This window comes from Sphingomonas sp. TREG-RG-20F-R18-01 (genome assembly GCF_022662475.1).
GTDB lineage: Bacteria > Pseudomonadota > Alphaproteobacteria > Sphingomonadales > Sphingomonadaceae > Sphingomonas.
The window spans coordinates 15702-30806 of the sequence record NZ_JAKNQQ010000006.1; the positions used below are offsets into that span (position 1 = coordinate 15702).

A 15105-nucleotide genomic window follows, 5' to 3' on the forward strand; every position below is an offset into this window, starting at 1 on the left:
CGTCGGCCATCGGGTCAGATGTCGTCGGGCGCGTGTCCACGCTCGTAGACGAGCGAATTGCGCGTGAATTCCATGATCTGCGCCCCATCCTGGTTGAAGGCGCGGGTCCGCGTGGTGACAATCCCCTGCGTCGGGCGCGACTTGGAATCGCGGATCGCAAGCACCTCGGTCTCCGCGGTCAGCGTATCGCCGCCGAACACCGGGTGCGTCAGCTTGATATCGGTCCAGCCGAGGTTGGCCGGGGATTTGCCGCTGACGTCGTTGACCGTCATGCCGAGCACGATCGCAAGCGTCAGCCCGCTGTTGACCAGCAGCCGCCCGAACTCGCTCTTCGCGGCATATTGCGCGTCGCAGTGCATCGGATGCGCGTTCATCGTCATGAGCGAGAACTGGATATTGTCGGCGTCGGTGATCGTGCGGCCGGGGCGATGCTCGTAGATGTCGCCGACGGCGAAATCCTCGACATAGCGGCCGTAGCTGGCGCGGTAGCGATGGTCGCCGACCTTGATGGCAGAAAGGCTCAACGGGACTCTCCTTTGAACGTTTGTACGGACATTATCGAAGTTGCGGTTTGGTGGCAACCTCCGCTTTGTAACAGAATGTTAGAAGGCCACCTCGGCGCGGGCTGCGAGCGTGTCGCCGGTGTCGCGACCCTGGAAGCTGCCGGTCCGGTTGTCGGTACGGTAATGGATATAGTCCGCCATGAAGCGGAAGTTGTTGGTGAGATACCAGTTGAGGCCGACCGTCCCGGCCCAGCCCGTCCCGCCGAGCGGCAGGCCGGATGCGTCCATGTCCTCATAGCGCGCGACCAGTTCGAACGCGCCGATCCCGCCGTCGAGGATCGAATGCTTCACATGCGGCGAAAGGTACGTCCCGCTGCGCGAGGAGTAGGTCGGCTTCTCGCCCGTGATCCACCAGCCGCCGTTGACCGACAGGGCCTTTACCTTGGCGTGGGCGAAGGTCGCGCCCGGTCCGCCGCGGACGGTGCGCTGACCGTATTCGCTGAACGCATAGATCTTGCCGAGCGTGCCGCCGAATTCCAGCCCGAACGCGGTCGACCCGGTCGCGCCGGTCAGCGGGGCGGATTCGACGCGGATGCTGTTGTTGATCGCCCCCGACATGTTCTGGACGACCGTGGTCGCCGGCGAGGTGCCCGGAATATTCTCGTCATACACCCACCCGCCGACGTGGACGACCGCGTTTTTGGTCAGGATCGGGTTCCAGTGCGCGCGCGTCAGGAACATGCGATTGTCGCCGCGCGTGAAATCGCTGTCGATCGCATCGCCGTGCACCGCGGCGCTGACGTGCCAATTCTCCCCGCCCGCGCGCGCCGCCACGCCGAGCAGGTAGACGCGCCCGCCCTGGGTGGCGAGCGCCGTCGTATTGATGTTCGTCGTGATGAACGGGTTGGCGGTTGCCGCCGTGCCGATGTCCATGCCGCGATCGGTGATCAGGTTGCCGAAGCGGATGTCCGCGTCCGTCTTGCCGAACTTGGTGCGATAGCCGACGAACGTCTGCACGACCTCGACCGCATTGCGTCGGAAGTCCGCTTCGAACTGGTAGAACAGGTTCTTGCCGATCGTCCCCACGCCGCCGAAGCGGAACTGCCGCAACGTCGATACGGTGATGTTGCGCGGGTCGTACGCCGATCCGGTGCTGGACGAGATGTCCGCCAGAATGCGGCCGCGCGGCTTGAACGAGAACATCCCGTCGCGGCTGCTCAGCACCGGGGCGCCGCGGGTCCAGTCGACCGCGAGATCCGCCGGCAATGGCGGGGCGGGCAAGTCCGTGGTCTTCAGCTGACTGACCGCAACGGGCGCGACCTTGGCGCCGGGGTCCGGGGGTGTCGCTGCCAGACTTTGCGGCGGCACGGCGGCGACCGCGGGCGGCGGGGCGGCCGTGGCGATGGCGGTCTGCGCCTTCCTGCGAGCCGTGGCGATCAACGCATCAGCGCGTTCGCGCGAGACCAGCTTGTTGGCGACCATCTCGTCGATCAGCGCGAGCATCGTCTGGTACGACGTGTCCGTGTCGAGGGGAGACGCCGCGGGTTTGGCGGACTGCGCGAAGGCGGTCGATGGAAACAGGGTGAGCGACGCGCACAGCATCGCGGCGTACGAATGACGCATTCTGACATCCTCTTGGCAGCGGAAGGGCCCGTCTGGCGCGGCTTCGCTCTTCCATCCGGACTCATGTCCGGTTGGCTCTCCTTATTGTCCGTACAAATTAGAAGTCAATCAAATTCACAACCTCGATCAAGCGCTTCGCGTTCTCAGGGGAGGTGGGGGACGGTCGTTCGCGGGCCAAGATCGGGGCGCATCCGGATCAATCCCTCCTGGGCGACGTGCGCGATCAGCCGGCCGTCGCGGCTGTGGATCATGCCGCGCGCGATCCCGCGGCCATGGCCGCTCCACGGGCTGTGGCTGCTGTACAGGAGCCAGTCCGCCAGCGGGGGATCGTCATGGAACCACACGGCATGGTCGAGGCTCGCGACCTGCATGCTATGGTCGAACATGTTGATCCCGTGCGGGATCAGCGACGCACTCAACAGCGCATAATCGGACAGATAGGCCAGAATCCCGCGCCCGACGGCGGGGTCTTGCGGACCGGCGCCGCGCAACCGGATCCAGACATGCGAGACGGCGGAGGCCGGGGCGCGCTGCAGGAAGGCGGGCGTGGCACAGGGGCGGATCTCGAACGCGCTCGGTCGGCGCAGGAAGGCGATTGCCGCCGCCGGAAAATGGTCGGCATAGTCGTCCGCGAGAACGTCCAGCGGCAACAGGTTCTCGGGTGGCGGCACGACCGGCATCGCCGTCGTATGCGTCAGCCCGGGCTCGGGCCGCTGGAACGATGCCGCCAGCGTCAGCAACGCGAGCCCATTCTGCAGCGCCGTCACGCGGCGATTGGCGAAGCTCTTTCCGTCGAAATCGCGCTCGACCTGGAAAATGATCGGCAGGGTCTCGTCGCCCGCCCGCAGGAAATACGCGTGCATGCTGTGGACGCGCGTCGTCGGATCGGTCGTGCGTTGCGCCGCCATCAGCGCCTGCGCGACGACCTGCCCGCCAAAGACACGTCCGGTCGTGCCGGGCTTGCGCGGACCGCGATAGAGGTTGGTGTCGAGCCGTTCGAGATCGAGCAACGCGAGGACGGTCGCGGCGAGATCGGCGGGGGGCGGGGTGTCGGTCATCGCCCGGCGCTAGGGCCGGCGCGCGACAGGTCAAGGTGTTTGCGGTCTCACGCGACGTTGGCGGCAAGGACCTTCGAGGGTACGATTTCGTCGGCACGCGCCGCCAGGTCGAGCAGGTCGCGATGAAGCCGCCCGGCGGCAAAGGCGAGGCCGAAGACCCGCCCCGACGCCTCAAAATCGAGCGTGGTCGCAGCGGCGCTGCCCCGGAACGCATCGAGCGCCAGCCCGAACCCGCGATACGATGCGGTAGCCTCGCCGCGGTCGACCGTGGTGCCGGCGGTCAACGCCACCGCACAATTGACGGCAAGGAGCGCGTGCGCTTCGAGCATCGCGCCCGCCGGGGTCGCCAGCGCAGCCATTGCGGCACTAGGCAGCGGTTCGTCGAGCGCGCGCCCGATCAGCACGAGGTCGTTGCGGACGCGCCACAGCGTCCGGGGGACCGCGGCGGGGATGCGGTGGTCGGCAAGCCGCGACGCACGTTCGCGATCGGCGTCCTTCATCGCCAGTTCGACGTTCCCCAGCGCGAGGCGGAGCGCGGCGTGATCCGGGGAGGACGGCAACGCCTCTCCCGCCGTGAGTGCTCGCGCCTGTTCCCGCAGCATGCGCGCGACGTGCCCGAGCACCGCGACCGTCCGCGCGATGACCAGACCGTGCGACCGCGCCGGGAAGACGAGCATCGACGCCAGCACGCCGATGATCCCGCCGATCCCGATCTCGATGACCCGGTCGCGCACGAAATCCTGGACGGATGCCCCGGGCGGCGCGCTGAGCAGCATGATCGCCGCGGTCACCGGCGCGATCCGCAACCGCGGGCGGATGGCCGCGACAAACGCCGCGATGCCGGTCACCGTCACGAGAACCAGCCCGACCTCGATCGTCGCGGTCCGTTGCAACGCCGCCCCCAGCCCGCCCAAGAGCGCGCCGATCAGCGTCCCGAGCAACCGGTCCGTCGCCGCGCCGAGCGTTCCGCCGATCGACCCCTGCATGACGATAAGCACGGTAAAGACCGACCAATAGCCCTCGTGCAGACCGAGCGCCTTGTACGCCGCGAACGCCGCACTCGTCCCGACCATGATCCGCGCAATCTGGCGCAGGTTCGCGGCGTTGGCGGTGAGCGCTTTGCGAATGGGGGCCACGATCGTCAGGCTATGGTCCGCGAAAAAAGGCAGCGGTTCCGCCGCCACGGCCGCGCTGCGTCTGGAGCGCGCCGGCTGCGGTTCACCGTGCAGCGGATCTGATCGGCTGGAGCGGGTGAAGGGAATCGAACCCTCGTCGTAAGCTTGGGAAGCTTCTGCTCTACCATTGAGCTACACCCGCAATGCGGCGTATTTCCGTGGTTTTTCGCCCGTTGTCAATTGTCATTCAGACGTTCCGACAGTCTGAATTCAGACTTCGAAAATAATTTCCGCCGCGGCCGGACGATTTGCGCTGTCCTACAAGCGCGGTTTTGCGCTGATCGGGGGGATGCGAAACGGACGCCCCTTGATCGGACCGGTAGAAACGATCGGCGAGATGCATGATCGCGGATGGCAGCTGACCGACGAATGCGCTGATCACTGGGACATCGTGGACCGAGCAGCAAATTAGAAAGAATAGCTAGCCTGAAAACCAGTATCTGTATCGGCCCGCCTAACGGGCAAGAAAGGAAGGCGGTATTGGTTCTTTGTGCGTGACTCGCTGTTGTCCTTCCGCATAGCCTGCTAGGGCTTTGGAAGGGTCGTCAGGGCATATCGCAATGCCGCCTTGCGCCGGGCTACACTCTCCGCTTCGGAGAGGGTATCGATTTCTCTAGTTCGGCATTAGGCATGAATCTATTAGCTCTTGAGAAAGCCAAAAGGCGCTACCGCGTCGCGAAATCGAGCTCGGAAGCGCTCGAATCGACAACTACCTATGAAAACTTCGCCGATCATTGGTACATCTTTCTTCACGCTGCGAAAGGCATATACACCACATTAGAGCAGGTATCAAAGTCATCAGCCCAAGCTAAGCAGTGGTTTGGAAATAAGAATAAAAATCGTAAACATGACCCGTTGTTGCGATACGTCACAGAAGCAAGAAATGACGATGAGCACGGGATTGAAGAAAGTACGGAGGTCACTCCGAGTTACCTGTATTTAGGTGTAGCTGAACCAGAGGCGAGCTCAATCATGCGGGATCAGTTTGGCAATACCTTCGTCAACAACGTTGGCGCAGCATACTACTTTGAAGGCGGTCATCCAGGTATTGCTAACTTGCCACAACTAACTTCGATGGATGGGAAGACAGTATTAAACGTATTTACACCATCTAAGATTGTTTTGAAGACAGTGCATGATCGTTCCGGGCAAGCATTCCATCCACCTAAAGTTCACCTTGGAAAATATCTGAAAGACGGAGGTCCGGTCGAGGTCGCGACATTGCTGATCAGATATCTCGACCGCTTAATTTCAGAAGCTGCGGACTTTTGTAGGCAATAGCGCGGCAGGCTTCCGGCGATCCTTGGCATCCGCCGAGCGCGCCGAGAATATCGCGACCGCCCTCGCCGCCATCGCCGTGTTGTTAGGCATGTATGTCGCGATGATACTCTGCGTTGTATTCAGCTCGTGGCCGGTCAGCGCGGCGATCATCTGGTCGGCGATCCCGTCCATCACCTGCGGCACGTCAGTCGGCAATCGCCACGCGATAGACAGCATGATGGGTCAGCACGAACAGCGTCTTGCCCCCGCCGCCGATCAACAGTTGCAGTGGACGGGCCGGAATATCGATCCGTCCAAGCGGAGTGCCGTCCTGGCCGTAGACGAAGACCTGGCCGTTCGCGACATAGACGCGGCCGTGCGCATCCGTCGTGACGCTTTCTCCGCCGCGGTCGGCGAAGGGGGTGAGGTCGACGACCGCGCCGTGCGCGCCGAGGCGGCCGCGATAGGTCCGGTTTTCCGATCCGTTGGTGACCCATACCGGCTCGCCCGGCCGAGCAGTGACGAACCCGTAGCTGTCCAGCGAGTCCGAAAAGCGCCAGCCGCGGAAGGTCGCCGGCCCTTGCTGGAACGTGCGGTATGCGGGAAGCGCGAGGCTGCCGTCGGGCGAGACATAGGCCTGCGCCTTGGGGAGCGCCATGTCGCGCCGGTACATGTCGGCAAGCGTCGGATAGGTGTAGCGTTCGAGGTCGAGTTGATCCTTAAATTCACCATTGGTCCAGGTGCTTACCGGCAGGACCGTGGCGGCGGTCTCATGGTCGGCGGCGGGAGTCGGGGCGATGGTGGTGATTGATCCGTTCCGCGCATCCGGCGTCAGGCTGTAGACCGTGCCGTTGCGTCCCGCGGACGACAGGACGAGCAGGTCGCCGGAACGCGCTACCGCCAGGTTGACCGCGTCCAGGGGCGCGTCGCTGACGATCGAGAGACCTTGCTCCGGTGCCCAGTGATAGATGCGTTGCGCCGCATGATCGACGAAATAGAGCGATCCGTCGGGACCGATCGCCCCGCCGGCGGCGGCGTAGAAACCGTCCGCGATCCGCTCTACCCTGGTGTTTGCGTAAGGTCCTGTTTCGGCAGCCGGAACCGCACGACCGGCGACGTCGAGCACGGCGAATTCGCGTTCGCGTACCTGGAGGCCGCTGGCCATGTCCTGGATCGCATTTTCGTAGGGAAATTTGCTGGCCCGCAAATAGGTTGCGCAGCCCTGCTCGTCACAAGTGCCAAGCCCGCTCTCGGCGTTGACGTGGACGTTGCGAAAGCGGACCGTGTTGGTCCCGTACAATCGCACCGCCGCCGGCGCGGGCTTGATTGAGCGGGTGACGCGATAGGCGTGATAATTGGCGATGAGGATGGCGCGCGAATCGTGGATCTCGAACGAGGTCGCGTCCTGGCTTTCGCCTGCTTCCTCCTCGGTCTGCGGCGCGAGGAATTCCCAATTGGCGACATGGTCGAGCACGAACTCGCTGCGGACGTGATGCTCGCTCGACATCTGGTAGACATGGCCGGGGGTGTCGGTGTCCGATACCAGCATGCCGGCCGAGGCATAGGTGTCCGGGGTCCACAGATTGGCGAAGGTCCCGCCACCGCCGCGCGTGACCCACAGGCTCGGATATTGGGCGTCCCAGCGTTTGGCGGGATCCGCGTCGCCCGTGTGGTTGGCATTATACGGATCGAAGCGCGTGCCGTCCGCCAGATCCGTCCCATGCCCACCCTGGAACTTGACGTCCTCGACGAGCGACCCGGCCCCCGCCATCCACAGCAGTGCGGTCGCGCGCGGGTTGATCCCGCCGGTGAACAGGCCGAGCCCGGACACGATCGTATCGCCTCCGCTGGCGCTTTCGATCAGGGCCTTGGGGCTTCCCACACCCTGGAATGCGGGTGTCCCGTCGGGGAGAATGATCTGGGTCAGGCTCGGGTGCAGCGCGACCAGCACCGTGTCGGGCTTGAGCCGCAGCGTATCGGTGACGACGTAGCGCCCGGCCGGAAAATAGACCGTCCGATGCGTATCGATCGCGCGCTGGATGGCTGCGGTATCGTCGGTCTTGTTGTCGCCTGCGGCGCCGAGGGTGCGGACGTTGGACCAGCGGGCGGTCGGCGGCAGCGGGCGGATCGCGGGCGGGGACGGTGCGGGAAGCCGCGCGATCGGCGCTGCGGTCATGACGGTCTGGTAGGTGCCGGTCGTGCCCAAGGCGGGGAGCGTGAGGCCGTAGGTGAACGCCGCGACCCGATAGCTGGCGCCCGAACCAGCGACCTGCCGGCCACTGTCGCGGAAGCGCGCGAAGACCGGAGTCGCACGGGCAACCGCATTTTCGAACCCGATCTGGGTAAAGACGGTGCTTTCGTTGCTGATGGTAACGCCCGCCGTGGCAATGCGATCGAAGCGGACATCCTTGCCCCACAGCCAGTCGCCATAGCCGCGGTCGATGTCGATCGCGACCGGCATGTCGCGAAACGCGACGTTGACGAGCGTCAGGTTGGCCTCGTGCTCGCGGATCCCCGCTTCGCGCTGGCCCTCGAAAGTCGAGTCGAGCAGCGTGAACTGCCAGGCGGGGGAGGGTTTCTCGGTCAGGATGCCATAGCGTCCGCCGTGGAAATGCAGGTCTTCCGCCTGGTTGGCGACCTGGTAGAGGCCGGCAAGACCCGAGCCGATGGCGAAGTCGATATGCGCGAGATAGGCGTGCTGGGCGGCGTGGAAGCGGATCGCCGTCGCGGCGGGGTTGCCTTTGCCGATCACGAAATCGACGTTCGACAGGGCGGGGTAGAAGGTGCCGGGATTGGCATCCGCGATATCGGGATTGAACGGGACGCTTCCGGGCGGGGGGAAGGGGGTGCGATACGCCGCCGCCGTGTCGACCGCGCCGGGTTTCGCTCCGGCGAAGATCACCATGGTGGCGAGGCTCTTCTGAAACCCCGGGGTCGCATCGCCCAGCACGATCACCGGGCGCGTCTTGCCGACCCCGAACACGCGCACGCCTGGCCAGAGGAAGATCGTCCGGCTGATGCGATACCGGCCCGACGGCACGAACACGATTCCGCCCCCGCCTTTTGCGGCGGCCGCGTCGATCGCGCGCTGCAGCGCAACGCTGTCGTCCGCCCGACCGTCGCGCGCGCCTTCGACCGTGACGGCACGCGGGTCTTGCGGTGCGGTCTGGTAGACGGAGGTCGAGGCGCATGCCGGCAGCGCCATCGCGCTCAGCGAGGCGAGCAGCATCGTGCGGAACGGGAGCGACCAGCCGGACATGGCATATCCTCAAACACAACGTCCCGACCGACGGCCGGGACAAAAAAGCGCCGCGACCACCGGCCGCGGCGAGGGGATGGCGGACCTAGAAGTTGTAGCGCGCCCCGACGCGGAACAAGCGACCAAGCGTATCATACAAGCCCTGGTTGATGTCGACGCCGGTGTTGGTCTGCGGAGAAGGGGTCGGGTCGCGGTCGAGCAGGTTGTCGACCTTGAAATAGACGTTCAGCTTCTTGGTGAGATTGAACGACCCGCCGACGTCCAGGTAGAAGGCGCCTGGCATCGTGTTGTTGTCGATCGTCGGGTGCACCGTGTTCTCCAGCGCGGTCCGCCCGGTCGGGCAGGTGCCGGCGCTGCACACGACATATTCGTTGCTGTAGACGCCGTCGCTGATCCAGCGTTGCTGGATGTTGAAGCTGAACCGATCGGTGGTCCAGCTTTCGGTCGCGAGCACTTTCCACGACGGCGTGTTGCCCGCATTCACCCCGGCGCCTTGCGTCGGGATCGTGCCCGGTACGCCCGGATCGGTGATGAAATTCTTCACATTGGTGGCAAGCCCGCGCAGCACCAGCCGCCCGGGAATCCCAGCCTTCTCCAGCGACGTCTGGTAGCTGGCCTCGATGTCGAATCCATCCGTGAAGATCGATGCGAGGTTGAAGGCCTGCAGGTTGACAAAGGGCGTCCCCGATGCCGGCGCGAGATTGAACGCGCTGCACAGCGAGGTAATCCCGGTGAAGCAGAGATTGACCTCCTGTTGCGCGTTGAGCGTCGAGATCACGCCGTTGATCTTGATCCGGTAGTAATCGAACGAGGCGCTGAACCCGGGCAGCAACGACGTGCGCGTCAGCACGATCCCGGCCGTGGTGTTGCGCGCGATTTCAGGCTTGAGCGCGGTATTGCCGATCGCATTCTGCAGCACGGTCAGCGCGGTGCCGTTGAACGGATTGGTAAAGTTGGGAAGCGTGGTGGTGATTGGCGCGGCGAACAACTCCGACAGGTTGGGCGCACGCACGTCGCGCGAGGTAACCGCGCGGAGGCGGATCCCGTCGATCGGCGTGTCCCACGTCCCGCCGATCTTCCAGGTATAGACCGTGCCCGACGTGCTGTAATTGGTCACGCGGCCCGCCGCGTTGAGGTTGGCCTTGCCCAGTTTGTCGGAGTTGATGAAGGGCAGGTTCACTTCGAGGAACCCTTCCGCGACGTGATAGCTGCCGCGGCCGTTGTGGTAATTGCCCGCATACCAGTTGGCGCCGTTGGTCGAAAGCAACGGATCGGCGGGGTAGGCGGCGGTGTACGGGCTCTCGTCCGACACGCCATTCCCGTAGGGATCGCCGACGACGTGGTAGAATTCGTTGCGATATTCCGCGCCGGCCGCGACCGAGACCGGGCCCGCCCACAGCGTCAGCGGCGAACCGTTGAAGCTGAAGTTGAACGCGTCCTGCGTCTGGCGGGTATGCTGGGTCGGGCCGTTGCCGGGCTCGATATAGGCAAGAGCGGCGGCGCTGGGCGCGGAGCCACCAATGATGTTGATCGGAACGCAGCCATTCGCCCGGGCGACCGCGTTGGCGCAGACGATCTGGCCGTTCAGCGAGATTGCCTGGATCGCGGCATTGTAGCGCGGGGTCAGCGTGATGTTCTGGACATGGATGTCGGTGATGTTCTCGCCATGCTCGTAGGAGACGTCATAGCTCCAGTCGGTTCCGAATACCGGCACCTTGCCTGTCGCGCCGCCGACGAAGCGATATTGCTTGCGGGTCGGGTAGACCGAGATGTTCTTGGGCAACTCGCCGTTGCTCGTCCCGAACTGGAACTGCGTGATTCCCGCGGTCGTGCAGGCGGCCTGGATCGAGGCGGGGACATAGGGGTTCGAGCATTGCAGCGTCAGCCCGGACTTGGTCGCACCCGGGTTGGGCTGGTTCATCGTATCGACCTGCGCGACGTTGACGGTCGCGTAGATCTCGTTCGTGTCGTTGATGTCGAAGCCGATCCGGCCGTAGCCGTTGTAGCGATCGAGCCGTGACTGCAGCGTCGTACCGATCCCGACGTTCCCCGACAGGTCGCCGCCGAGGCAGAAGCCGCCGGCCGAGAAACAGCCCGAAACGTTGCCTGCCGCATTCTTGGCGGGGACTCCGCCCGATCCATATTGGAACTGGAACGGGTTGCCGTTGACGTCGAACGCGGTGCCCTGCAGCGGGCCGGCGCTGATCAGGCCGTATTTGGTATATTGATACGCCTGCGCATGGTCGCGCACGAGATATTGCGGCGATCCGTCGTTGGTGACGTTGCGGTTGACGAACGTGCTCGTGCGATACCAGCTCCGGCCATTCGGCGCAGCCTCGCCGAAGCCGCCGGCGGGAACGCCGTCTTCATGGTCATATTCGCCGCTGAGCTGGACATGCAGCCGGTCGTTGAAGAAATTCTTGCCGATCGCGGCCTGGAACAGGCCCTGCTTGTTGTCGCCATAGGTCGTGATGCCGCCCTGGACGTTCGCCTTGAACCCGACGAAGCGCTTATCGGTGATGAAGTTGACGACGCCGCCGACCGCATCCGAGCCGTAGGAGGCGGACCCGCCGCCGGTCACCACGTCGACCCGCTTGATGAGCAATTGCGGGAACAGGCTGATGTCCGGCACGCCGGTCACGTTCGCCCCGACCACGCGCTGTCCGTCGAGCAGCGTCAGCGTGCGGATCGTGCCGAGCCCGCGCAGCGAGAAGGAGCTGAGGCCCTGCTGCCCGCTCGACGTGCTGTTGGTGCCGGTGGTGACGCCGCTCGACCCCTGCAGCGAAGGCAATTGCGCGATCGTGGTGAAGACGTTGGGCTCGGCATTGCGCGCGATGTCCGCCGCGCCGATCACGGTCGTCGGGGTCGGCGCGGTGAACCCGCTGGCGGTGATGCGCGAGCCGGTGACGACGATGTCGTCATTGGCCTTCGCGGCGGGCGCGTCGCTCGGAAGCGGCGCCGGCGCGGCGGTGGACTGGTCGGGCGCTGTCGTCGGCGCGGTCTGTGCGACCGCCGGGACCGCGAGCGCGACCGCCATCAGCGATGCCAGGCTGGCGCCGAGCAGGGCGACGCGGCGTCGCCCAGCGGGAAGAGTGTCCGATGCATTGATGTTCATGATAATCCCCACCCTGTTGTTCTTGTTGTTTGATCGTCGTCGTGAAACGTCATCCCGGCCCCAGCTGCGCGGCGTAGAGCGCGTGATGCGTCAGGATGAACAAGGTCCGGCCATCGGGGCCGCCAAGGATCAGCTGAAGCGGCCGGTCCGGGACATCGATCTGTCCGATCGGGGTGCCGTCGGGCGCGTGGACGAAGACTTGCCCGTTGGCGATGAACACGCGTCCCTGGCGATCGACCGCGACGCTTTCACCGCCGCGTTCGGCAAACAGCTTCAGGTCGGTGAGCGTGCCGCCCGTACCGACAACCCCGCTGAGCGTACGCCCCTCGGATCCATTGCTGACGAAGACGCGCGATCCGATCTTGCCGCGGACGAAACCATGCGCGTCGAGCGTATCCGAAAAGCGCCAGCCAACATGGTCGGGCGCACCCTGTTGCCACACCCGGAACGCCGGCAGGACGAGGCTGCCGTCGGGCGAGACATATTCGAGCGGCTTGGGCGTGCCTGCATCGTGCGCGAACATTTCGCCCAGCGTGGTGAAATGATCCGTCTTCGCATCATATTGATCGCGAAATTCGCCGTTGTTCCACCAGTTGACCGGAAGCAGCGTATCCGCCCCCGGGTGCGCGCCGGCCGGCGTCGGCGGGATGACCCGAATGTCCGTGTGGGGTGCCGCCGGATCGAACGAATAGACGCTTGCCTCGGCGCCGAGCGAGGACAGGACGAGGAGTTTGCCCGACGCATCGATCGCGAGGTTGACCGGGTCGAGCGCCGCATCACGAACCGTCTCCAGCCCGGCGGTTTCGGTCCAGCGATGAATCCGCTGGAACCGATGTTCGACGAAATACAGGGCGCCCTTGGCATCGACCGTCGCGCCCGAAATCGAGAAGAACCCGTCCTCCAGCTTGCGAACCGGGCCGATCCCGGGAATGCCCGGGGTCGCTTCGATAGCCGAAGCGGGTGTTGCGGGCAGGTCGAGCCGGGCGAATTCGCGTTCGCGCAAAACACCGTGACGGGTCTTGTCGACGATCGCATTCTCGAACGGGAATTTGCTGGCGCGAACGTAGGTGCCGCAGCCCGCCGCCTCACAGCTCGCGAACGCGCTTTCGGCGTTGATATGGACGTTGCGGAAGCGGATGTCGCTGCTGTTGGTCAGCTGGACCGCATGTGCCGCGGGATGGAACGTCCGCGTGACGCGGTAGCTGTGATAATTGGCGAACAACAGGTTGCGCGAGTTGCGAATGTCGAGCGACATGCCATCCATGCCCTCGCCGACTTCCTGTTCGGTCTGCGGGGCAAGGAACTCCCAGTTCGCGACGCCGTCCAGCACGATCTCGTTGCGGACATGATGTTCAGCCGACAGCTCGTACACGTGGCCGGGCGTCCTGGTATCGGAGACGTAGAACCCCGCCTGCGCGAACGTATTCGGCGTCCAAACATCGGCGAACGTGCCGCCTCCGCCATCGGTGACCCAGATGCTCGGATATTGCGCGTCCCAGCGATTGTCGGCGACCGGATCGCCGCTCCGCGCGGTCTTCGCGCCGAGCGGGAGACCGTCCGCGGTCGGCGACCCGCCACCGCCCATGATCTTGACGTCGTCGAGCAGCGAGTCCGCGCCGGATCGCCACAGCAGCGCCGACGCACGCGGGTTGATGCGGCCGGTAAACAGCCCGATTCCCGAAACGATGTTCCGCCCCCCGCGCGGAGTTTCGAGCAGCGGCACCACGCCACCGACTCCGGCGTGCGCAGGATTGCCGTCCGGCAGCACCAGCTGCGTCAGTGCCGGGTGAAGGCCGAGCAACACGGTGTCGGGGCGGAGCTTGAGCGTCGCGGTGACCCGGTAGAAGCCGATCGGGAGGTAGACCACCCGGCGCGTACCGATCGCGCGTTGCAGCGCGGCGGTATCGTCGGTCTTGCCGTCGCCGACGACCCCGAGCGTGTGCACGTCGGTCCAGTCCTTTACCGCCGGCAAGGCCCGGATCGCGGGAGCGCCCGGCGCGGGGAGCGTGCGCAGCGGCGTGATCTGCGCGTCGGTCGAGATTGTCCCCATCGTGCCGAGCCCTGGGACCGCGACGCCGTGGCTGAACGCAGTGACACGATAGCTTCGTCCCGGGCCGGCGACGACCTTGCCGCTTTCCCGGAATCGCGCGAACACGGGTGTGTCGGTCGCGACTGCATTGTCGAAGCCGATCTGGGTGAACACGCTGTTTTCGCGGCTGATCACGACGCCCGCATGCGACACGCGCTCGAACCGCACGTTCTTGCCCCAGAGCGAGTCGCTATAGCCAGGATCGATCTCGATCCCGACCGGCGTGTCGCGGATCGCGACGTTGACCAGCGTCAGGTCGACCTCATGCTCGCGGATCGCCGCGTCGCGCTGTCCGTCGAAGCTCGAGTCGATCAGCGTGAACTGCCAGGCGGGCGAGGTCTTTTCGGTGACGATACCGTATCGGCCGCCGTGGAAATGCACGTCTTCCATGACGTTGCCTGCCTGGTAGACGCCAGCGAACCCCGATCCGAGCCGGAAGTCCATGTGGCTGAGAAAGGCATGTTGCGCGACGTGGAAGCGCACTGCGGTCGCCGCCGGATTGCCCGCGCCGATCGCCACGTCGACATTGCTCATCGCCGAATAGAAGGTCGCCGAATTGGCGTCGCGGACGTCGTCGCGCGGGGGAACGACCGTCGGAACCGGAACCGGCACCCGGCCGACATTATACTGGTCGCCGCCGGTGAAGATCACCATCGTTCCCACGCCGCTCTGGAACCCGGGCGTCGCATCCGCCAGGACGAGCACCGGGCGGGTCGGGCCGACCCCCAAGACGCGGACGCCGGGCGGGACGAGAATGCTCCGCGTGAGGCGATAGCGGCCCGAGGGAAGGAACACGATCCCCGCACCCTGGCCATCGGCGCGGCGGGAGGCGTCGATCGCCTGCTGGATCGCGGCGGTCGCGTCGCTGCGGCCATCGGCGCCGCCCTTTACGGTAATCGCCCGGGGATCGCCCGGTTGCGCGGCGAGCGTCGAGCGGGCGAGGGCGGTGTGCGGCGACGCGGCGAATGCGACGCCGGGCAGCAGGATTGCCGCCGTCGTCACCAGCCAGCGCGCGGTTTGTTT

The 15105-nt window shown here is 65.2% G+C and carries 9 protein-coding genes and 1 tRNA gene; 1 reads left to right on the forward strand and 9 read right to left on the reverse strand.

Annotated features, from left to right (window positions below):
• Positions 1-14 precede the first annotated feature (14 nt).
• From L8K25_RS15785 to L8K25_RS15805, 5 genes are all read right to left on the reverse strand, one after another.
• On the reverse strand, positions 15-524 hold the full coding sequence (locus tag L8K25_RS15785) for a MaoC family dehydratase (protein WP_242139945.1): 510 nt from the start codon (positions 522-524) through the stop codon (positions 15-17).
• 78 nt (positions 525-602) lie between these two features.
• On the reverse strand, positions 603-2126 hold the full coding sequence (locus L8K25_RS15790; protein WP_242139946.1) for a porin: 1524 nt from the start codon (positions 2124-2126) through the stop codon (positions 603-605).
• Positions 2127-2269: 143 nt separating this feature from the next.
• Positions 2270-3184: an acyl-CoA thioesterase II gene (locus tag L8K25_RS15795; RefSeq protein WP_242139947.1), complete on the reverse strand. Its 915-nt coding sequence runs from the start codon at positions 3182-3184 to the stop codon at positions 2270-2272.
• 47 nt (positions 3185-3231) lie between these two features.
• A complete protein-coding gene (locus L8K25_RS15800) occupies positions 3232-4368 on the reverse strand; it encodes an FUSC family protein (protein WP_242139948.1) in 1137 nt (378 codons plus the stop codon).
• A gap of 59 nt (positions 4369-4427) precedes the next feature.
• Positions 4428-4501, reverse strand: a tRNA-Gly gene (locus L8K25_RS15805).
• A 488-nt stretch (positions 4502-4989) separates the two neighbouring features.
• Between L8K25_RS15805 and L8K25_RS15810 the strand changes: the two genes are divergently transcribed.
• Positions 4990-5640 carry a hypothetical protein gene (locus tag L8K25_RS15810; protein ID WP_242139949.1) on the forward strand — a complete coding sequence of 217 codons (651 nt, stop codon included), beginning with the start codon at positions 4990-4992 and terminating at the stop codon, positions 5638-5640.
• On the opposite strand, the gene L8K25_RS15815 is transcribed toward L8K25_RS15810, so the two are convergent.
• The 4 genes from L8K25_RS15815 to L8K25_RS15830 form a co-directional block, all read right to left on the reverse strand.
• Complete coding sequence (locus L8K25_RS15815) at positions 5611-5811, reverse strand: hypothetical protein (protein WP_242139950.1); 201 nt, start codon at positions 5809-5811, stop codon at positions 5611-5613. The two genes, L8K25_RS15810 and L8K25_RS15815, sit on opposite strands and share 30 nt — an antisense overlap.
• A 13-nt stretch (positions 5812-5824) precedes the next feature.
• The gene (locus L8K25_RS15820) at positions 5825-8878 is read right to left on the reverse strand and encodes a glycosyl hydrolase family 28-related protein (RefSeq protein WP_242139951.1); all 3054 of its coding nucleotides are present in this window, start codon (positions 8876-8878) and stop codon (positions 5825-5827) included.
• Between the two features lie 85 nt (positions 8879-8963).
• A complete protein-coding gene (locus L8K25_RS15825) occupies positions 8964-11993 on the reverse strand; it encodes a TonB-dependent receptor (protein ID WP_242139952.1) in 3030 nt (1009 codons plus the stop codon).
• Between the two features lie 49 nt (positions 11994-12042).
• On the reverse strand, positions 12043-15084 hold the full coding sequence (locus tag L8K25_RS15830) for a glycosyl hydrolase family 28-related protein (RefSeq protein ID WP_242140175.1): 3042 nt from the start codon (positions 15082-15084) through the stop codon (positions 12043-12045).
• Positions 15085-15105 lie beyond the last annotated feature (21 nt).

Bases quoted from the DNA above. Each gene is read 5' to 3' on its own strand.
- L8K25_RS15790 (WP_242139946.1), bottom strand. From the start codon at position 2,126: ATGCGTCATTCGTACGCCGCGATGCTGTGCGCGTCGCTCACCCTGTTT.
- L8K25_RS15795 (WP_242139947.1), bottom strand. From the start codon at position 3,184: ATGACCGACACCCCGCCCCCCGCCGATCTCGCCGCGACCGTCCTCGCG.
- L8K25_RS15810 (WP_242139949.1), top strand. From the start codon at position 4,990: ATGAATCTATTAGCTCTTGAGAAAGCCAAAAGGCGCTACCGCGTCGCG.
- L8K25_RS15815 (WP_242139950.1), bottom strand. From the start codon at position 5,811: ATGGACGGGATCGCCGACCAGATGATCGCCGCGCTGACCGGCCACGAG.
- L8K25_RS15820 (WP_242139951.1), bottom strand. From the start codon at position 8,878: ATGTCCGGCTGGTCGCTCCCGTTCCGCACGATGCTGCTCGCCTCGCTG.
- L8K25_RS15825 (WP_242139952.1), bottom strand. From the start codon at position 11,993: ATGAACATCAATGCATCGGACACTCTTCCCGCTGGGCGACGCCGCGTC.